We start from the raw sequence: 19686 nt of genomic DNA on the forward strand, positions 1-19686 counted from the left end.
TTAACGACGAACGAGTAGTGCCCGATCATAGCGCACGTCCTGCTCGTTCTCGCTGAGCAGCGATACACCTTCACTATTGCCGCCATTGGCTAAGCTTTCGAAAATTACGCGATAAGTCAGGACGGCTTGCACATAGTTGCGAGTTTCCCGAAACGGGATGCTCTCAACGAATAAATCGAACGACTCAACACCGTTACCCAACCATTGATCTACCCGCCCAGGCCCAGCATTGTACGCGGCTGCAGCGGCTAGGCGGTTACCCTGGTAGCGTTCGATCTTGTCGCGCAGGTAAGTACTTCCTAGACGGATATTAAGCTCTGGTTCTAAGACACCGTAGGGGCCGGGGTCGTTAAGGCCCAGCTGGCGACTGACCTGGCTGGCGGTACCGGGCATCAACTGCATTAGGCCGCGCGCACCTGCGGGAGAGAGAGCGACTGGGTTATAGGCGCTTTCGCGGCGAGTAATCGCCATTAATAAATATGGATCGACACCGGTTAAACGTCCCCAGTGTAAGAAATTATCTCGATAAGCGGGGGGAAAGCGCCAGTCGAGGGCATCCCACATTTCAGCAGCAATGGTGGTTTGCACGAGACGGGCATGCCACTGCTGGTGTGCAGCATAATCAGCAAGCGCACGTGCCTGTTGAGACGAGGCATTGCGGACAGCGTGCAGCCACTCGCTGTTGGCAAGCCCCTCTTCGCCAATGCGCAGTAATGCCTCAGTGCGCTGAACGGCGGGTAACTGAGCCGTTAGCGCTCGGGAGGCCTCATCAAAGTGGTTGCGCTCTAAGTTGAGCTGATAGGGTTGGTTTAGCCGTTCGGCGGCGGCAAACCCATAAAAGCTGCGATCTGTAGCTGCCTGACGATAGCGTGCATCGGCAGCATCATGGTTGCCAAGTGCTTGGTTCGCCCTTGCAAGCCAATATTGCCAGCGGCTGCCCTCTTCCTGACTGGCGGGCATTGCTGCAATCCAGTGCATGACGTCTGCCCATTGGCGTTCGGCCAGGGCGCGGCGAACCCGCAGCTCCAGTACACGTTCACTTTCCAAGCTCGGCAAGACGCTGTCGACCCAATTTAGGGTGCCCGGCACATCGCGTACCAAAACATAAAAGGCAAGTTCTTCTTCAATTGCCTGTTGGTCGGCGGCTGCTAAGTTCAAGCGTGGCCTAATATCCTGCCAAGCGGCAAAGGCGCCTGGAGTGTTTTCTCGCGTGTAGCGTTGCATGGCTGCTTTGTAAAAAGCAGCGGTGGCTGCACACTCAGGACCCAGACACGCCGGTGCTGTGATGAGCGCCTGACTATTGCTGTCGACTAAGGCAGCTGTGTTGCGGGCCGTCTGCCACTGACCGCTTAACAGCCCGCCTAAGTAACTGCTCAAGCGCTCCTCGCCTGACTGCCACGCCAGCATTTTGCGCTCCCAAATGGCGGTAGCGTCGATGGTTCCATCAGCCCTAAGGCGGTTGAACAGAGCGTTACAGGCATCCGGCTGCGAGCTGCCCACCCGCCAAAGAGCAAGGCCTGCTTCTTTCGCTAGCTGAGGCTCTCTATCCAGCAGAGCCGTGTAGTAATAGCACTGGCGGGCGGTGCCTGCTGGCTCTCCATCAGCGACTGTCAGCAGGTCGCCAAAGCGGCCTGCGTGACCGTATTTAGCGACCGCCTGACCCCGCATCCACTCGGACAGGGGAGAGTCGGCGTACTGGTCTATGAAGCGCTGGATTTGGCTAGACGAAACATTCGGCAATTGACCGCGTAAGCGGTGATACTCAACGTAGCCCCTCAGGACATGCCCCTCAATCGCATGCTCATCCACCTGCTGCCACTGCTGCTGACGCGCTGCTTCCAGTGCATCGCGCATCGCAGCGTCAGAGGATGCCCAAGAAGCAACCGGTAACCCTATCAATACAGCCGTACACAGGCTGCGAAGGGTGGAACGTATAGGCAAAGCCTGCATGGCAAGTCCTCTTGCTGGCTGGCGGCTAAACAGCCGCTACAGTGAACTTAAAGCGTGAACAATGTTCTGACAATCGTGACACTTAGAGGATTCAATTACGATGGCACGATTATCCACTTGTTGGCTGTTTCGTCGACTAAAAACGCGCGCTTGGGCAATGAAACGGATCTTGCGTGCGCTAAAGCTTTTTTTACCGATGACGCGTGATGTACTGCGGGGAGACTTTAGGCCCACTCCCTGGGCGGCGTTTGGCACTATGGCATTGGCGCTCGCCTACTTGGTGATGCCTTTCGATTTAATACCCGATTTCCTGATACTGTTGGGTATTATCGATGATGTCTTGATCGTGGGCTGGCTGTTGAACCGTGTTGATGCACAGCTGGCCAATTATCGCGCATGGAAATTTGCCGGCGAAGCCGCGACGGCTTCTTCGCGCACACCTTCTTGAAATATCTTTGCTTATCCCCATATTGAGTTCACCACCTTTTCCGCTCCTGCTGAAAGGCATGAGCGCTAAGCAACACGTGATCAATGAGGGCTAAGCGCATGACAACGGCGACCCACGAAGAAACTCTTGGCTTTCAAACGGAAGTTAAGCAGCTCCTAAACTTGATGATTCACTCCCTGTACTCTAACAGGGAGATTTTCTTACGCGAGTTGATTTCCAACGCCGCAGACGCCTGCGACAAGTTACGCTATGCCGCGCTCGATAATGACGCGCTGTATGAAGGCGATAGCGAGCTGCGTATCGAAATCGAGCACGACCGCGACGCCAACACGATTACCCTGCGCGATAACGGCATAGGTATGAACCGTGAAGACGTGATCGCCAACTTGGGTACTATCGCGCGCTCGGGGACGGCAGAGTTCCTTAAGCAGCTCTCCGGTGAGCAGCAGAAGGATGCCAAGCTGATCGGTCAGTTTGGTGTCGGTTTCTACTCAGGCTTTATTGTGGCCGATGAAGTTGCGGTTCGCACCCGTAAGGCAGGCGCGGCGGCGTCTGAAGGCGTCGAGTGGCGCTCCAAAGGCGAGGGCGAGTTCACCGTTGCCGATATTGAGCGCGAGGTTCACGGCACCGAAATTACTCTGCACCTAAAAGAGGATGCTAAAGAGTTCGCCGACGACTACCGCCTGCAAAGCCTAGTGCGCAAGTACTCAGATCATATCGAAGTGCCGGTACGCATGCCGAAAACTGAAACGGCAAAAGACGACGAAGGCAACGAGATCGAAGGTAGTGAAGTGACTACCTGGGAAACTGTCAACGAAGCCACCGCGCTGTGGGCACGCCCCAAGAGCGAGGTGTCCGATGATGAGTACAAAGCATTTTACAAGCACGTCGCCCACGACTTCAGCGATCCGCTTACCTGGAGTCACAACAAGGTCGAGGGCAAGCTAGAGTACACCAGCTTGCTGTATGTGCCGGGTCGTGCGCCGTTTGATATGTTTGACCGTGACGGTTCACGTGGCGTGAAGCTCTATGTTCAGCGCGTCTTTATCATGGATGACGCCGAACAGTTCCTGCCGCTCTACCTACGCTTTATCAAAGGCGTGCTAGATACCCGGGATCTATCGTTGAACGTCTCTCGTGAGCTGCTCCAGCAGGACCCCAAGGTCGACAAGATCAAAGGTGCGCTGACCAAGCGTGCGCTGGATATGCTCAAAAAGCTCTCCAAGGATAAAGAGCAGTATCAAACCTTCTGGAACACCTTTGGCAGTGTGCTAAAAGAGGGCCCAGGCGAAGACTTTACCAACCGCGAGAAAGTCGCTGGACTGCTGCGTTTTGCTTCCACGCATACCGATACGGCTGCCCAAGAGCACTCCCTAGCGGATTACGTCGAGCGCATGAAAGAGGGCCAGAAGAAGATCTACTACGTGGTGGCGGATAGCTTTAACGCAGCGAAAAACAGCCCGCACCTGGAGATTTTCCGCAAGAAAGGCATTGAGGTATTGCTGCTTTCTGACCGCATTGATGAGTGGCTGATGAGCCACCTAACGGAGTTTGACGGCAAGTCGTTCGCTGATGTGGCCAAAGGCGAGCTTGATCTAGGCGACGTCGAGGACGAAGCCGAGAAAAAAGCCCAGGAAGAGACCGCCAAGGCGAAAGAGGATCTAGTGAAGCGTGTTAAAGAAGCGCTGAACGACGGTGTCCAAGAGGTAAAAATCACTCACCGTTTGACTGATTCGCCTGCCTGTGTGGTGCTGCCGGAGCATGAAATGGGCTATCAGATGCGCCGGATTATGGAAGCCGCTGGTCAAAAGCTGCCCGACGTGAAGCCTATTCTTGAGCTAAATCCCAGCCACGCTCTGGTCGCGCGTTTGGAAAATGCTGAGGGTGACCTGTTTGTTCAGTTAGCCCATATTCTGCTTGACCAAGCGATTATCGCTGAAGGCGGGCAGCTGGATGATCCAGCGGCCTACGTCAAACGACTTAACACGGTATTAACTGCTTGATGAACAGCTAATGCTGCCACGGCCCGCTTGAAACCCAAGCGGGCCGTTTAGTTTGCTAAGGTATGCAACCTACGAGTGACCTACTATTAGGATATCCTTATGGCTGAGCAGCGGATCAATGTCGCGGTACTGGGAGGCGGTAGTTTTGGAACTGCATTGGCCAGTATTGCAGCAGATAACGGCGCTAATGTGCGCCAGTGGATGCGTGATGAAGCGCTGGTCGCGCAGATTAATCAGGAACATCGCAACGGGCGCTACCTGCCGCACTATGCGATAAATCCTGTCGTGCAGGCATCCACCGATATGCAGACCGTGCTGGAAAATGCCGAGTTAGTATTGATTGCAATACCCTCTAAGGCATTTCGTAGCGTGGTACAGGCGGCTAAGCCTTGGATGTCGCCAGAGCAGATCTTGGTCAGCACCACGAAAGGTATAGAGCAAGATAGTTTTTTACTGATGAGCCAAGTGCTCGAGCAAGAAACCGGCTTTCCTCACATTGGCGTTATCGCTGGGCCTAACTTGGCATCTGAAATAGCCGACAAGCAGCTCACCGCCACGGTCATCGCCAGTGCGGACGCGCTAACACGCACGCGGGTACAGCAGGCTTTAGGCTGCCGCTATTTCCGCGTATACGCCAGCAACGACCGTCACGGTGTTGAGCTAGGGGGCGCGCTCAAAAATATCTATGCCATTGCTGCGGGTATGGCGGCTGCGCTGGGAATGGGGGAAAACACGCGCAGCATGCTGATGACCCGCGCCTTGGCAGAGATGAGTCGCTTTGCGGTGGCTCAGGGCGCTAACCCCATGACCTTTTTAGGCTTGGCAGGCGTAGGTGATTTAATTGTTACCTGCTCATCCAACTTATCCCGTAACTATCGGGTAGGATTTGCTATGGGTGAAGGGCGCAGCCTAGAAGAAGCTGTCTCGGCGCTTGGGCAAGTTGCCGAGGGAGTGAATACGGTGAAGTTGGTATGTGAAAAAGCTCGTGAAATGGGTGTTTATATGCCATTGGCCGAAGGTTTAAATCGCGTGCTCTTTGACGGTGTGCCTGCCCAGGAGATGGCGGGCACGCTGATGATGGGCGAACAAAGCAGCGATGTTGAGTTTATCTTGCCCCGTGAAGCGGTTCAGCAGGCGCATCGCAACAGCGGTGGCTGGCATGAATAGTGGCGCAAACAGGCTGCTGATTATGCGCCATGGTGAAGCTGGGCCTGGCGTTCCTGATCACTTGCGGCGGCTCACGCTTACGGGCGAGCAAGAAGCAAGCGCGATGGCGCGTTGGTTGGCCGCACGAAAAGAGCAAGGCGAGTTGCCGCAGCTCACGCTGTATGCAAGCCCTTATGCGCGCGCCCAGCAAACCGCTCAGCAACTTGGCGAGGCGCTGGGCGTATCACTTTATACGCTGGACTTCATAACACCGGATGATTCGCTCGCTGCGGTGAGCGATTGGCTGCTGAGCCAGCCTGAAGACCAAACGATCATCTTGGTAAGCCATATGCCTTTTGTTGGTGACTTGGTGGGCCTGTTGGTTGAGGGAGCGTCCAGCCAGGGAGTCGGCTTTCCCACAGCCGCTATTGCCGAACTCGAAGCAGACGTCTGGGCTGCTGGCTGTGCACAGCTCAAGCGTTTTACCCAGCCCAGCCAGTTGCCATAGCGGCATAAAAAAAGCGGCTGCCGAAACAGCCGCTTTTAATGCTAATGTAAGCGGTCGCGCAGCTTATAAGAGCGCATCTAGCTTCGTTTTTAACACGCCGTTTACCTGCTGCGGGTTGGCTGTGCCGCGCGATGCTTTCATCACTTGGCCAACAAAGTAACCAATCATCTTGCCGCGTTTTTCAGGCTCTGCATCGCGGTACTGCGCTACTTGTGCCGGGCTTTCTGCAATGACTTGATCGATCATCGCTTCAATAGCGCCGGTATCGGTGACTTGCTTCAAGCCTTTGGCTTCAATAATAGCGTCTGCGCTTTCACCCTGGCCGTTCCACAGCGCCTGAAACACCTGCTTAGCGGCTTTGCCGTTAATGGTGTCATCGAGAACGCGGCTGATAAGCTCGCCGAGCTGCTGCGCCGAGACAGGGCTATTCTGAATGCTCAGGTTTTCACGGTTAAGCGCACCGGATAGCTCGCCTTGTACCCAGTTGGCCGCCTGTTTGGCATCACCGCATACCCGGTTTACCTGCTCGAAATACTCTGCCATTTCGCGGCTCGCGGACAGCACATTGGCATCGTAAGCGGACAGGCTCAGCTCGGTTTGGAAGCGGGCGCGCTTGTCAGCAGGTAGTTCCGGCAGCTGGCTGCGCAAATGATCTAAATACGCCTGATCCAGCACCACGGGAAGAAGGTCTGGGCAGGGGAAGTAGCGGTAGTCGTTAGCTTCTTCCTTGGTGCGCATGCTGCGTGTTTCATCGCGCTCAGGGTCAAACAGGCGAGTTTCCTGAACCACCTTGCCGCCATCTTCAATCAGCTCTATTTGGCGCTCAACTTCAAACGCAATGGCGCGCTCCACAAAGCGGAACGAGTTCACGTTTTTAACCTCTGCCCGGGTGCCAAACGCTTCTTGCCCTTTGGGGCGCACCGAGACGTTGACGTCGCAACGCATCGAGCCTTCGGCCATGTTGCCATCGGAAATGCCCAGATAGGTGACGATGGAGTGGATTGCTTTCAGGTAGGCGGCAGCCTCTTTGGCGCTGCGCATATCCGGCTCGGAAACGATTTCCAGCAGCGGTGTGCCTGCGCGGTTAAGATCGATACCGGTCATGCCGTGGAAATCTTCGTGCAGCGACTTACCCGCATCTTCTTCTAAGTGGGCGTGATGGATGCGAATCCGTTTAGTGGTGTCGTCATCCAGAGTGATTTCCACTTCCCCAGCGCCGACGATGGGGTGGTACATCTGGCTGGTTTGGTAGCCCTTAGGCAAGTCGGGGTAGAAGTAGTTTTTACGGTCAAATACTGAGACTTCAGGGATCTCAGCATGAACCGCTAAACCAAACTGCACGGCCATCGCTACTGCCTGTTCGTTGAGTACCGGCAGCACGCCCGGCAGGCCTAAGTCAACGGCACAGGCTTGGGTGTTTGGCTCGGCTCCGAACGCGGTGGAGGCACCGGAAAAAATCTTAGAGCGCGTTGCGAGCTGAACGTGGACTTCCAGCCCAATCACTGTTTCCCATTGCATTAGGCGTTCTCCTCGGCAAAGGCAGGCAGCTGAAGATGCCAGTCGGTGGCTTGCTGGAACTGGTGCGCAACGTTGAGCAGCTGCGCTTCGGCAAAGTGGGTGCCCAGAATCTGCAACCCAACGGGGCGGCCACCCGCAAAGCCTGCGGGCACGCTAATGCCGGGAATGCCCGCGAGGTTGACGGCAATGGTGTAGATATCTTGCAGGTACATGGATACCGGGTCTTTCTTCGCGCCAAGGTCAAACGCAGGCGTGGGTGAGGCCGGGCCCATCAAGACATCCACATCTTCAAAAGCATCGAGAAAATCCTGACGGATCAAGCGACGAACTTTCTGTGCTTTGGTGTAGTAAGCGTCAAAAAAGCCTTCGGACAGCGTATGCGTGCCGATCAAGATACGGCGCTTCACTTCCTCACCAAATCCTTCTGCCCGCGAGCGGGTGTAAAGGTCAATGAGATCCGCAGGTGCATTGCAGCGGTGGCCGAAACGTACGCCGTCGTAGCGTGACAGGTTAGAGGAGGCTTCAGCGGGGGCGATGACGTAGTAAGCCGGAATCGCATAATGCGTATGCGGCAGGCTGACTTCACGCACAGTGGCACCCAGGGATTCGTACTCTTTCACCGCCGCGCGAATAGCTTTCTCTACCTCGGGATCCAGGCCGTCACCGAAATACTCTTTAGGAAGGCCAATTTTGAGGCCAGAGAGCGGGGCATTCAGGGTTTCGGTGTAATCGGGCACGCCGCGGGCGACACTAGTGGAATCGCGCACATCGTGGCCGGCAATGACGTTCATCAGGTGGGCGCAATCTTCAGCAGTGCGCGCCATGGGGCCCGCTTGGTCGAGGCTGGAAGCGTAGGCGATCATGCCGTAACGCGATACGCGGCCATAAGTGGGCTTCAAACCTGTAATACCGCAGAACGCGGCGGGTTGGCGAATAGAGCCACCGGTATCAGTGCCCATGGCGGCAGGTACTAACCCTGCTGACACGGCGGCAGCGCTGCCACCGGAGCTGCCGCCGGGAACGGCAGACAGATCCCAGGGGTTTTTGACCGCGCCGAAATGACTGTTTTCGTTGGAAGAGCCCATGGCGAACTCATCCATATTGGTTTTGCCCAGGCTGATGGTACCTGCCGTCCTGAGTTTTTCTACCACCGTGGCATCGTAGGGCGCGATAAAGTTATCGAGCATTTTGGAGCCACAGCTGGTTTTGACGCCTTGGGTACAAAAAATATCTTTCAGCGCCAGTGGAATGCCTGTCAACGTTCCAGCATTACCCGCTTTGCGAGACTGGTCGGCAACTTCAGCCTGTTCGAGCGCTTGCTCAGCAGTCACCGTGATAAAGCTGTTGAGCGTGCCATCGGCTTGCTCAATGCGCTGTAAAAAGTGCGAGGTAAGCTCGCGACTGGAAAACTCACCACTTTTAAGCGCGGCGGCCAGTTGGGTAACGGTTTTATCATGCATGACCCGGAAACTCCGTTCGGGGCGAAAAGGAGAGGTGGAAAATAGTGGCGCTGGCAGCGCAGGCTATCTCTGCTTAATTCGCTATTTATTCCACGACACGCGGTACAAGGTAGAGGCCTTCTTCTACAGCAGGGGCGCAGCGCTGGAAGCTGTCGCGCTGATTGGTTTCCGTTACCTCGTCGGCACGTAGACGCTGGGTGGCATCCAGAGGGTGTGCAAGTGGCATAACACCTTCAGTATCAACGCTTTGTAGTTGGTCGACCATATCCAGTATGCGGCTTAAATCGTCCACAAAGCCACTGGCTTGGTCATCGCTAACGGCGAGCCGGGCTAAGTGCGCGGCCCGGCGTACATGAGAGTCTTCAAGCGCCATGATCGAGATTTCCTCGCAAATGTGATGGAACATATTCCGCGTTAAGCGGTATACATACGGTCATCTTAAATTCGTCTTATATGGTAGACATAGAAAATAGCCGCAAAAGGTACCACATATTGACTCTTTCGGGCAGTGTTGGGCGTGACTCGCGCTTGCTGCCAAGGGGTTGCGGTGATACCGTTTGCATCCGCACAGGGTTCCCGGTCTGCACTAGGTAACAACATCCATGTTCAAACGTCTGAGGGGGCTGTTTTCCAGCGATCTATCGATCGACCTGGGTACGGCCAACACACTGATTTACGTACGCGGTCGTGGCATCGTTCTTGATGAACCGTCCGTGGTCGCCATTCGCCAGTCTGGCAATATGCGCACTGTGGCGTCGGTAGGCACCGATGCAAAACGGATGCTTGGCCGCACGCCTGGCAATATCACGGCTATCCGCCCGATGAAAGACGGCGTTATCGCCGACTTTACCGTTACCGAGCAGATGCTTCAGCACTTTATTCGTAAAGTTCATCAGAGCACTTTTCTCACACCAAGCCCTCGGGTTTTGGTTTGTGTACCGTGCATGTCTACTCAGGTTGAGCGGCGTGCTATTCGCGAATCAGCCGAAGGGGCTGGCGCCCGTGAAGTCTTCCTAATTGAAGAGCCTATGGCGGCCGCTATTGGTGCTGGACTTCCGGTAGAAGAGGCACAGGGCTCGATGGTAGTGGATATCGGTGGCGGCACCACCGAGATCGCGATTATTTCTCTCAACGGCGTGGTGTATTCAGAATCTATCCGCGTCGGCGGTGACCGTTTTGATGAGGCCATCACTGCGTATGTGCGTCGTCATTACGGCAGCCTGATTGGTGAGGCCACCGCAGAGCGCATCAAAGAAGAGATTGGTTGCGCTTATCCAGGCGGTGAATTGCGTGAAATCGACGTGCGCGGACGTAATTTGGCCGAAGGTATTCCGCGCAGCTTTACGCTTAATTCTCATGAGATTTTAGAGGCGCTGCAGGAAACGCTCGCCTCTATTGTGGCGGCAGTGAAGAGCGCGCTAGAACAGTCTCCGCCAGAGCTTGCCTCTGATATCGCCGAGCGTGGTTTGGTGCTAACTGGCGGTGGGGCTTTATTGCGCGATCTTGATAAGCTGATTGCCGAAGAAACAGGCTTACCCGTGATTGTGGCAGAAGACCCGCTTACCTGTGTCGCCCGTGGCGGCGGTAAGGCGCTTGAAATGATTGATCAGCACACCTTTGAGCTGCTGTCTAGCGACTGAGTAGAGCGGTTATCGCGGGGGATTGCCTATTAAACCGCTGTTTTCGCACGGTCCGTTGCCGGGTTATCGTCTCTTTTTCTGCGTGTTGGCAGCATGTGCCCTAATGTTTGTGGACCATCGCTTTACACGCATGGAAAGCGTTCGCGCTCAAATGACCATGATTGTAGCCCCTATTCAGTGGGTAGTTAGCGTGCCTAGCGATCTACTGAACTGGGGGGCGCTGGCGCTCTCCGATCAGCAAGCGTTGGTGGATGAAAATCGCCGCTTACGTGAGCAGATTTTGACGCTCTCTCATCGTGGGCAGCGCTTAGCCAGCTTAACCGCTGAAAATGCTGAGCTCCGCAGTCTACTTCAGGCTGCCGAGCGCCACGATATTCCCTATATGGCTGCCGAGCTGCTCTCCCTGGATAATGACCCCTTTAGCCACCAGATGGTGGTTAATCGCGGTCATCGAAATGGCGCTTATGTCGGTCAGCCAGTCATTGATGCATTTGGCCTAGTAGGACAGGTAACGGCAGTGTCAGCGTATTCTAGTCGTGTTCTACTCCTTGCAGATGCTAGCCATGCGCTTCCTGTACAAGTGAATCGCAACGGGCTGCGCTTTATTGTGCAGGGTACCGGGCGTTATGGCAGTGTTGGCGTGCTGCATGTGCCTGATACGGCGGATATTCGTGAGGGTGATTTGCTCACGACCTCAGGTTTAGCCGGTCGCTTCCCCCCGGGTTATCCCGTCGCGAGAGTCACTGAGGTCTATCATGACCCTGGCCAACCGTTTGCCCAAGTAACCGCTGAACCCTCTGCCCAGTTGCAGCGTTCGCGGCATTTTTTGCTGCTTTTCCCGCCTCCTCCTGAGAAGGTCGATGAGACGGTGTGGGATGAGGATATGGCTATTTCAGCGAGCGCACTACACGCCGCGCAGCGCCTTAGCCTTTCTAGTCAGCCCGTCACGCAGGAGGTGCCCTAATGGCGCGAGCACCTGTAGTGCCATTGATAGTGGTGTGGCTGAGTTTTTTATTGGCGTTATGCTTACAAGTCATGCCGTTGGCCGATGGGTGGCAGGTCTATCGCCCTGAATGGATTGGCCTTATTTTGGTATATTGGTGTATGCGTGCGCCGAGCCGTGTAGGGGTCTTTCATGGGTTTGTCATTGGTATTTTGATGGACTTAATTGAGGGATCCTTGCTTGGTCAGCATGCGGCTATCCTTTCGTTGTTGGCTTTTTTGTGTGCGTTGGTTTATCCCCGTTTTCGCACCTACTCCCTTGTGCAACAGTCGGTACTAGTGCTGATTTTGTTAGGGATTGTGCAGTTGATTGAGCAATGGCTGCGCACACTAACCGGCGACTTTTCGATCCACTTGTCTTTCTTAATACCTTCTATGATTAGTGCGCTGCTTTGGCCATGGCTTGCGACCATGCTTCTCTCGCTGGAGCGCCGCTTAGCAGCCAGCTGACCAGTGGGCCGATGCGTATATGAGTACCAGTGCTGTGATGGGTGACACGTCTATGCCCCGGTAAGAACAATTGCGTAGAGAGAGGCTCTGATGAGTAAACCGAACTCAATCACGTCCACAGGGACGCTTGAAGAGCTGGCGCCTGTACTATGCCTCGCCTCTGCGTCGCCTAGACGTAAAGCGCTGCTGGCTTCCATTGGCGTTTCTGTAACTGTACTGCCCAGTGATGTAGATGAAACGCCGTTATCGGGCGAGTTACCTGGCGATTATGTTGAGCGATTAGCAGTGGCTAAAGCAGAGGCCGCAGTGCCGCAAACCCAATTGCCGGTATTGGGGTCGGATACAGCGGTTGTGATTGATGGCACCATAATGGGTAAGCCACGTGATGAACAAGAAGCCGCTGCAATGCTCACAAAGCTGTCTGGGCGCACTCATCAAGTACTGACGGCGGTCGCGGTAGTAGGGCCTCAGGGTGTACTCTCTTGCTGTGTGACGACACAGGTAAAAATGCGTGCTATCCATCCGGATGAAATAGCCTGCTACTGGCAGACAGGTGAGCCAGTTGACAAGGCCGGTGGCTATGCCATTCAAGGCTTAGCGGCGGCATTTGTTGAGCAAATTCACGGTAGTCACTCCGCTGTTGTGGGACTACCGCTATTCGAAACAACGCGCTTGTTGTGCCAGCAAGGGGTGCCAATATGGGCGGGACGTTATCGACGTACCTGATTGCTGTTTCACCGCCTGCTGTGCTGGCAAGGATTATGACTCAATAAGGAATTTTGCATGAGCGGTGAAGTTCTCATCAATTTAACGCCAATGGAGACCCGCGTTGCGCTGGTAGAAAATGGCGTGCTCCAAGAGGCGCTCATTGAGCGCTCCCGCAGGCGCGGTATTGTAGGTAATATCTACAAAGGTAAAGTAGTTCGTGTACTGCCTGGTATGCAGGCTGCCTTTGTTGATATTGGCTTAGAGCGTGCGGCGTTTATCCATGCCCACGAGGTGATGCCCTCGGGCACGCCCAGTGATGAGCAGCAAACGATAGGTCAGTTACTGCATGAAGGGCAAGCTCTGGTGGTGCAGGTCACCAAAGACCCGATTGGCACTAAAGGCGCGCGGCTCACAACCCATCTTTCAATCCCGTCTCGCTATCTTGTGTATATGCCTGACTCGCCGCACCATGGTGTTTCCCAGCGTATTGAGGATGAGCGGGAACGGGAGCGACTCAAAGCGCTGCTGGATAAGAGTATAGAAGAGCAAACGATTGATGTAACGGGCGGATTCATCGTGCGCACGGCGGCCGAAGGCGTGGGCGACGAAGAGCTGGCTGGCGATATGTACTTTCTGCTGCGTATCTGGCGCAAGGTCAGTGAGCGTAAAATCACCGCTGCCCCGCCCAGCGTCATCTATGATGACCTGCCGCTTTTTATGCGCACATTACGTGATGTGATGCGCGATGATATTGAAAAAGTGCGTATCGACTCACGAGAAAATTTTGTCAAGCTTGTTGAGTTCGCCGAAGAGTTTATGCCTGAAGCAGTGGATCGTATTGAGTACTATCCCGGCGAGCGCCCCATCTTTGACCTCTACAGTGTTGAAGATGAGATTCAAAAAGCGTTAGGACGCAAAGTGCAGTTAAAGTCGGGGGGCTATTTGGTGATTGACCCCACCGAAGCCATGACGACGATTGATGTTAATACCGGAGGCTATGTTGGCCATCGGAACCTTGAAGAAACTATTTTTAAAACCAATCTTGAAGCGGCCACGGCGATAGCGCGTCAACTGCGGCTTCGCAACTTGGGCGGTATTATCATTATCGATTTTATCGATATGGTAGATGTCGAGCATCAGCGTCAGGTACTGCGTGTGCTGGAAAAAGCGCTGGAGCGGGATCATGCTAAGACCAAGTGCACAGGGGTAACCGAGCTGGGCTTGGTCCAATTGACCCGTAAGCGTACGCGGGAAAGCTTAGAGCAGACGCTGTGTGAAGCGTGCCCCACCTGTAGTGGGCGCGGTACATTAAAAACGCCTGAAACCGTCTGTTATGAAATTTTTCGCGAGATACTGCGTGAAGAGCGGGCTTATAGTGCAGAAACCTATATGGTACTTGCTTCTCAGCCAGTGGTGGATCGTTTGTTAGATGAAGAGTCCGCAGCGGTAGCTGATCTTGAAAGCTTTATCAATAAAACGATTCGTTTTCAGGTTGAACAGCACTACTCCCAAGAACAGTACGATATTGTGCTGATGTAATGATAGCGCTACGTTCATGGATACGTTGGCTTCTTATCGCGCTTGCATGGTTGCTTGGTGGGCTGGCTATCTTTCTTTTGATAGTCAGGTTGCTGATTAGCCAAGTAGGAGGGCTAACACCAAAAATAGAAGCGCTGTTTGAGGCGCGAATTGGTGTGCCGGTGACGATTGATCACCTCTCACTAACCCTTGAGCGCAACGATTTATTTTTGCGCCTGGAAGGCATGGAAGCCGCGACGCTGCAAGGGCAAAAACTATTCTCTCTTGGCGAGGCTCACCTGCGTCTTGATAGCTGGGCCTCATTGCTTAGTGCCGCTCCGATTTTTAACGATGCCCGTATTACTGGTGCTGAGTTCCATCTTTACCAGCAGCAAGATGCTGCTTGGGGCTGGCCAAACCCTGCCGAGCTACCCGATCTGATAGCCTCAGAGCCTACGCTGGATTTAGCAAAAATAGACAAGTGGGCCGGTATTATTCTACGCCAACGCTTATGGGTGGATAATACGCGGGTGGTGCTGCACGGTGAGCAGGACGAAGTCACGATGCATGCGCCGATGCTGCTGCTCAACGGCGACGAACGGCGCACGCAGCTTGAGGGCGCCGTCAATATTCTTGAAACCCCCGATCTGCGCGATGACGAGGCGCTACCCGCACTGCATATGCAGGTGGAAATGCAGCCAGGGCCGCAAGGGTTCAGCGATTTTTCAGCGGCGCTTCAGCTAGATATGCAGCTTGATCACCTGCTGGCGTTAGCGGCCGTGTTCCGGCCAGACTATATGCCCCATCTTGAGCAGGCGGGGGGCGAAGTTAAGCTTTGGGGACGGTGGCATCGTGGGCGGCTCGATGAAGCGCGCCTTGCGGTGGATATCCCTGAACTTACGTTACGCCATCAAATTCAGTATGTGGTACTCCAAGATATTCAGGCGAGTGGCCTTTGGCAGCGTGATGGTGATGGCGGTGAAGCGTGGTTAAGTGGCGACGCAGAAAGCGTTGAGTGGGCGCGGCCTGACGGTATTAGTGAAGGCCCGGCGCTACCGATGCACTGGTATCTGTCTCATCAGTCTGATGCCTGGGAGCTCCGCACAAGCGCTTTTGAACTCTCGTCGCTCACCGCTTGGCGTGACTATGTATTGCTGCCTGAGTCGGTCACCCGAGTACTTCAAACGCTCTCTCCCAGCGGTCAGGTTCAAGGGTTGCGGGTAGGGCAGCGTGAAGGACATTGGAGCATTGATGCAGCGCTAACGGATGTTGCTGTTTTGCCGTGGCAGCAGGCGCCCGGTGGTGGGCCTTTGGATGCCTGGGTGCAGGCTCGGGATTTTCGTGGGCGGGTGACCTTCAATAGTGCCGGCGATAGCACGCTGCATTTCCCCGGGTTATTTATTGCGCCTATGCAGCTGAGCCATGCCCAGGGCGTGGTGGAGTGGGTCTATGATGGCCCCAGTACGATGATTAGTGGCCGAGAGTTAACCGTCGAGTGGGATGGTGCAGAGATCAGCGGCGGCTTTGGGTTAATTAGGGATAAACAGAAGGGGCAATTTGGTTTAGATATCGATTTTGCAAATGTCGATGCACTGGAATACCCCCTGTCACACTGGTTACCTGTCTATGCATTTGAACCTGGGCTTCGCGAATGGCTGCTCAACGATATCGGCGGCTACGTGCCCAAAGGATCTCTCCAACTTAGCCTGCCGCTTGCTGCGAACCAAACCGCTGATGAACTCTCAGCAACGCTTGCGCTGTCGGTGACGCAAGGTCATATGCCGATAGCGCCAGATTGGCCACGTTTAGAGCAACTGGAAGGGCGGTTAACCTGGAAAGATCAGGTGCTGGAAGCTCATATTGAGCATGCTGAGAGCCATGGTGTTGAGGCATCTGAAGGTGCCTTGAGAATGGCCGATGAGCAGCTAGCGCTCTCTGGGCAATTAAATAGTAATGGGCGATCCCTTATTAAATTTCTCCAGGCTATTCCTAGCGTAGATATGTCGTTGCTTGATGATGTGCGTGCTGAAGGTGACGTTGAGGGGGATATTGCACTGTCGCTACCGCTTAATGCACCGGACACATTGCAGATGGAAGTCAATGCACGACCACAATTTTCAAGCATCACCTACCAGCCGCTGGAGTTGCCTGTCACCAATGTCGAAGGCGCGCTCACTTGGCAGCAGTACGGAGACGATTACGCGCTGCTTGGTAATGCCAACGGCAGACTGTTAGGTGGCCGTATCGCAGCGGACGTTAATCGTCAGCAAGACCGGATCGATTTACGTGGCGATGTTAATACCGCCGCGCTATTTCGCTTGATTGGTATACCGGTTGAACAAGCGCGACAGGTAATTGAAGGGAGTGCCGAGTGGCGTGGTCAGGTTCAGCTTGAACCAACGCCTAAGCTGTCGCTAGAAAGTCGTTGGCTGGGCGTGGTAAGCCACTTACCCGAACCCTTTGCTAAAACCGCCGAGCAGGCTTGGCCGTGGCAGTTGACGGTTGATATAAAGAGTGGGCGACTGGACACACATCTGTCCGAACTCGTTCGGGCGAGGGTACAGCGGTTAGCAAATGATGAGTTAGCTGGCGAGCTGGCGTTGGGTGGGGCGACTCAGCCGCAAGCCTCGCCAAATCAGTCGGGTTTTCACGTGGCCGCCGAGCTGCCCGAAATAGACCCCGTCGCATGGTACGCAGCGCTTACACCATTAATGCAAGATCAGTCTGTTGGTATTAACAATCAGGATAGCGAGGCACCTATCTCGCTAAGGATAAATACCCCTTGTTTACGTTACCGCAGTGAATGCTTTGGAGCGCTAAGTGCATCGGGCGATCTTCAAGGTCAGAACGTAGGGATTCTGCTCAGCGGTGACTTTATGTCTGGTCGGGTTGAGTATTCGCCTGATGCCGAGCGGCCTCTGGATATCATCATTAGCTCATTAGAAGCAGAGCGTCTGCTTGATATGCCTTCTAAGGAGCATAGCAGCAGCGCGCCGTCTCCAGGTTCATGGGTTGAGGCAGTGGAAACCCAGTACGCCACGTCGCGGCCCATACCTTCATGGCTGTCCGATCTGCCCAATGGGCGGTTACGGCTTGCAGAGATCAGTTTGGGTGGAGGGCGATTTGGCCCGCTAACGGCCTACTGGCAAAGTGATGATCGACGCTTTTCTCTTTCACCTGTTGGATTGACCTTGGGCCAGCTTTCGGCTCGGGGCGAATTGTTCTGGGAAGGTAATGCCATTAACAGCCAAACCAGGGCCGATATTTCAATTTTAGGGGGCGATGTTGGTAGTGCCCTAGAGCAGCTTGGTCAACCGGTGGCGATGCGGAGTCGCTCGACGGAGATAAACGCTGAGTTAGCTTGGCCTGGCGCACCTTGGCAGTTTAACCTAAATCGGGCGGGCGGAGAGATGACTATCGATATCCGCGATGGTCGTTTTCTGACGCTAGACTCGGCACCTGCTAGGCTGGTCGGGTTGCTTAACTTTGACAATATCCTGCGTCGACTGCGCTTGGATTTTTCTGATGTCACCGGTCAAGGTACCGCCTTTGATCGAGTGCACGGCACAGCCGATGTGGCCGGTGGGCAACTAATGCTGCGCGGGCCATTACGTATCGAAGCACCAGCAACATCCATTACTCTTACTGGCAATATCAACTTGGCGCAGCGTGAACTCGATCAGCGTTTAGGCGTCACACTGCCAGTTAGCCAAAGTTTGCCCATCGCGGCCATTGCGGTTGGCGCCCCCATAGTGGGCGGAGCCTTATTTCTTGCAGACCAACTGTTTGGCGACGCGCTGGATCGAGCAACCACTATTCACTATCGCGTGCGAGGTCCCTGGACATCGCCGCAGGTTACCTTAGAAGGCCCTCAATGACCGCACTAAAAAGCGATTTAGATACCGCTGTTTCCATTCTGCTAACGCCGAGTGGTCTTGACTTGGAGGCGCTAGACACAGGACTTGGCTATGCCATGGGAGCCGGCATTGACTACGCCGATCTCTATTTTCAGCGCACCTGGCAAGAAGGTTGGGTACTGGAAGATGGCGAAGTTAAAGAAGCCAGCTACAACATTGATGGCGGAGTGGGGGTTCGCTCGCTAGCCGGTGAAAAAACGGGCTTTGCTTACTCAAACCAGATCACCGCTGATGCACTGGTGGATACTGGCCGCACGGCGGCAGGTATTGTACGGAGTGGTAAACAGCTGTCTGGGCAGGCGGTCAAGGCGGTGTCTGTCGCGCCTTTTTACGCCAGGCTTGATCCGTTGGCTGGCCTCACGGCAGAAGATAAAGTCGCGCTACTGAAGGAGGCTGACCGCGTGGCGCGTGCGGCTGATCCCTGTATCAGCCAAGTGAGCGCTTCACTTTCCGGTACCTACGAGGTCGTGCTGGTGCGCGCAAGCGATGGCACCTTGGCGGCAGATATCCGTCCGCTGGTGCGCTTTAATGTCAGCGTTATTGCGTTTAAAAATGGCCGTCGTGAACGCGGAAGTGCGGGGGGCGGAGGACGCTACTCCATGTCACGGCTACGCGATGAAGGCGTTGCTGAGCGCTATGCTAAAGAGGCGGTGCGCCAAGCGCTAGTCAACTTAGAGGCAATCGATGCACCGGCAGGACACATGCCTGTCGTGCTGGGCGCAGGTTGGCCAGGTATTCTACTGCATGAGGCGGTGGGCCACGGTTTAGAAGGCGATTTTAACCGCAAAGGTAGCTCTGCATTTGCTGGGCGCATGGGACAGCGAGTCGCTGCCAAAGGCGTGACAATTGTCGATGACGCTACGCTATCAGATGGCCGTGGGTCGCTTAGCGTCGATGATGAAGGAACGCCAGGACAAAATACACCGCTCATCGAAGATGGGATTTTAACCGGCTATATGCAAGATAAACTCAACGCGCGTTTAATGAAGATGGCGCCCACGGGTAACGCACGACGCGAGTCGTTTGCGCATCTGCCTATGCCAAGGATGACCAATACCGTGATGTTAGCAGGGCAGGATGAACCCGATGACATTATTAAAAGCGTTAAGCGTGGCATCTACGCGGTAAGTTTCGGTGGCGGGCAGGTCGATATTACGTCGGGTAAATTTGTGTTCTCAGCGAGTGAAGCCTATCTCATTGAAGACGGTAAAATCACCGCACCCGTTAAAGGGGCGACGCTCATCGGTAATGGGCCAGAGGCCATGGGGCGGGTCTCCATGATTGGCCACGATGCGGAGATGGACCCCGGTATTGGGGTATGTGGCAAAGAGGGGCAGGGTGTGCCGGTTGGCGTCGGTCAGCCCACTTTGAAATTAGATGAGCTGACCGTTGGCGGAACCCAGTCGTCTTAACCCGAA

The 19686-nt window shown here is 54.7% G+C and carries 15 protein-coding genes; 11 read left to right on the plus strand and 4 right to left on the minus strand.

Annotation, left to right across the window (positions count from 1 at the left end):
• Entirely contained in the window at positions 1-1950 is a 1950-nt protein-coding gene (locus LOS15_RS03885) for a transglycosylase SLT domain-containing protein (protein ID WP_263068246.1), read from the minus strand.
• Positions 1951-2107: 157 nt separating this feature from the next.
• On the opposite strand from LOS15_RS03885, the gene LOS15_RS03890 reads away from it, so the two are divergent.
• From LOS15_RS03890 to sixA, 4 genes are all read left to right on the plus strand, one after another.
• Positions 2108-2398: a YkvA family protein gene (locus tag LOS15_RS03890; protein WP_411537460.1), complete on the plus strand. Its 291-nt coding sequence runs from the start codon at positions 2108-2110 to the stop codon at positions 2396-2398.
• Between the two features lie 98 nt (positions 2399-2496).
• On the plus strand, positions 2497-4401 hold the full coding sequence (gene htpG / locus LOS15_RS03895; RefSeq protein ID WP_263068249.1) for a molecular chaperone HtpG: 1905 nt from the start codon (positions 2497-2499) through the stop codon (positions 4399-4401).
• Between the two features lie 99 nt (positions 4402-4500).
• On the plus strand, positions 4501-5568 hold the full coding sequence (locus tag LOS15_RS03900; RefSeq protein WP_263068251.1) for an NAD(P)H-dependent glycerol-3-phosphate dehydrogenase: 1068 nt from the start codon (positions 4501-4503) through the stop codon (positions 5566-5568).
• Positions 5561-6055: a phosphohistidine phosphatase SixA gene (gene sixA / locus LOS15_RS03905; protein WP_263068253.1), complete on the plus strand. Its 495-nt coding sequence runs from the start codon at positions 5561-5563 to the stop codon at positions 6053-6055. Before LOS15_RS03900 ends, sixA begins: the two co-directional genes overlap by 8 nt.
• Before the next feature lie 63 nt (positions 6056-6118).
• Here the strand turns inward: sixA and gatB are convergent, their stop codons facing one another.
• The 3 genes from gatB to gatC form a co-directional block, all read right to left on the minus strand.
• Positions 6119-7573, minus strand: coding sequence for an Asp-tRNA(Asn)/Glu-tRNA(Gln) amidotransferase subunit GatB (gene gatB, locus LOS15_RS03910; protein ID WP_263068254.1), 1455 nt, complete (start codon positions 7571-7573; stop codon positions 6119-6121).
• Complete coding sequence (gene gatA, locus LOS15_RS03915) at positions 7573-9033, minus strand: Asp-tRNA(Asn)/Glu-tRNA(Gln) amidotransferase subunit GatA (protein ID WP_263068256.1); 1461 nt, start codon at positions 9031-9033, stop codon at positions 7573-7575. The genes gatB and gatA overlap by 1 nt, the downstream gene beginning before the upstream one ends.
• An 85-nt stretch (positions 9034-9118) precedes the next feature.
• Entirely contained in the window at positions 9119-9406 is a 288-nt protein-coding gene (gatC, locus tag LOS15_RS03920) for an Asp-tRNA(Asn)/Glu-tRNA(Gln) amidotransferase subunit GatC (RefSeq protein ID WP_263068257.1), read from the minus strand.
• Positions 9407-9635: 229 nt separating this feature from the next.
• On the opposite strand from gatC, the gene LOS15_RS03925 reads away from it, so the two are divergent.
• From LOS15_RS03925 to tldD, 7 genes are all read left to right on the plus strand, one after another.
• A complete protein-coding gene (locus LOS15_RS03925; protein WP_263068258.1) occupies positions 9636-10673 on the plus strand; it encodes a rod shape-determining protein in 1038 nt (345 codons plus the stop codon).
• A gap of 22 nt (positions 10674-10695) precedes the next feature.
• Positions 10696-11637, plus strand: a complete 942-nt coding sequence (gene mreC / locus LOS15_RS03930; protein WP_263068259.1) for a rod shape-determining protein MreC — start codon at positions 10696-10698, stop codon at positions 11635-11637.
• Entirely contained in the window at positions 11637-12125 is a 489-nt protein-coding gene (gene mreD, locus LOS15_RS03935; RefSeq protein WP_263068260.1) for a rod shape-determining protein MreD, read from the plus strand. The genes mreC and mreD overlap by 1 nt, the downstream gene beginning before the upstream one ends.
• Positions 12126-12215: 90 nt before the next feature.
• Positions 12216-12851 (plus strand): Maf family protein, encoded by a 636-nt coding sequence (locus LOS15_RS03940; RefSeq protein WP_263068262.1) that lies wholly within the window; start codon positions 12216-12218, stop codon positions 12849-12851.
• A gap of 57 nt (positions 12852-12908) precedes the next feature.
• Entirely contained in the window at positions 12909-14372 is a 1464-nt protein-coding gene (gene rng, locus LOS15_RS03945; protein WP_263068264.1) for a ribonuclease G, read from the plus strand.
• On the plus strand, positions 14372-18229 hold the full coding sequence (locus LOS15_RS03950) for a YhdP family protein (protein WP_263068265.1): 3858 nt from the start codon (positions 14372-14374) through the stop codon (positions 18227-18229). Before rng ends, LOS15_RS03950 begins: the two co-directional genes overlap by 1 nt.
• Complete coding sequence (gene tldD / locus LOS15_RS03955) at positions 18226-19680, plus strand: metalloprotease TldD (RefSeq protein ID WP_263068266.1); 1455 nt, start codon at positions 18226-18228, stop codon at positions 19678-19680. Before LOS15_RS03950 ends, tldD begins: the two co-directional genes overlap by 4 nt.
• The last annotated feature ends 6 nt before the right edge of the window (positions 19681-19686 follow it).

The sequence above is a fragment of the Halomonas sp. 7T genome (assembly GCF_025643255.1).
Classification (GTDB): Bacteria; Pseudomonadota; Gammaproteobacteria; order Pseudomonadales; family Halomonadaceae; genus Vreelandella.

Bases quoted from the DNA above. Each gene is read 5' to 3' on its own strand.
- LOS15_RS03885 (WP_263068246.1), bottom strand. From the start codon at position 1,950: ATGCAGGCTTTGCCTATACGTTCCACCCTTCGCAGCCTGTGTACGGCT.
- LOS15_RS03890 (WP_411537460.1), top strand. From the start codon at position 2,108: ATGAAACGGATCTTGCGTGCGCTAAAGCTTTTTTTACCGATGACGCGT.
- htpG (WP_263068249.1), top strand. From the start codon at position 2,497: ATGACAACGGCGACCCACGAAGAAACTCTTGGCTTTCAAACGGAAGTT.
- LOS15_RS03900 (WP_263068251.1), top strand. From the start codon at position 4,501: ATGGCTGAGCAGCGGATCAATGTCGCGGTACTGGGAGGCGGTAGTTTT.
- sixA (WP_263068253.1), top strand. From the start codon at position 5,561: ATGAATAGTGGCGCAAACAGGCTGCTGATTATGCGCCATGGTGAAGCT.
- gatB (WP_263068254.1), bottom strand. From the start codon at position 7,573: ATGCAATGGGAAACAGTGATTGGGCTGGAAGTCCACGTTCAGCTCGCA.
- gatA (WP_263068256.1), bottom strand. From the start codon at position 9,033: ATGCATGATAAAACCGTTACCCAACTGGCCGCCGCGCTTAAAAGTGGT.
- gatC (WP_263068257.1), bottom strand. From the start codon at position 9,406: ATGGCGCTTGAAGACTCTCATGTACGCCGGGCCGCGCACTTAGCCCGG.
- LOS15_RS03925 (WP_263068258.1), top strand. From the start codon at position 9,636: ATGTTCAAACGTCTGAGGGGGCTGTTTTCCAGCGATCTATCGATCGAC.
- mreD (WP_263068260.1), top strand. From the start codon at position 11,637: ATGGCGCGAGCACCTGTAGTGCCATTGATAGTGGTGTGGCTGAGTTTT.
- LOS15_RS03940 (WP_263068262.1), top strand. From the start codon at position 12,216: ATGAGTAAACCGAACTCAATCACGTCCACAGGGACGCTTGAAGAGCTG.
- rng (WP_263068264.1), top strand. From the start codon at position 12,909: ATGAGCGGTGAAGTTCTCATCAATTTAACGCCAATGGAGACCCGCGTT.
- LOS15_RS03950 (WP_263068265.1), top strand. From the start codon at position 14,372: ATGATAGCGCTACGTTCATGGATACGTTGGCTTCTTATCGCGCTTGCA.
- tldD (WP_263068266.1), top strand. From the start codon at position 18,226: ATGACCGCACTAAAAAGCGATTTAGATACCGCTGTTTCCATTCTGCTA.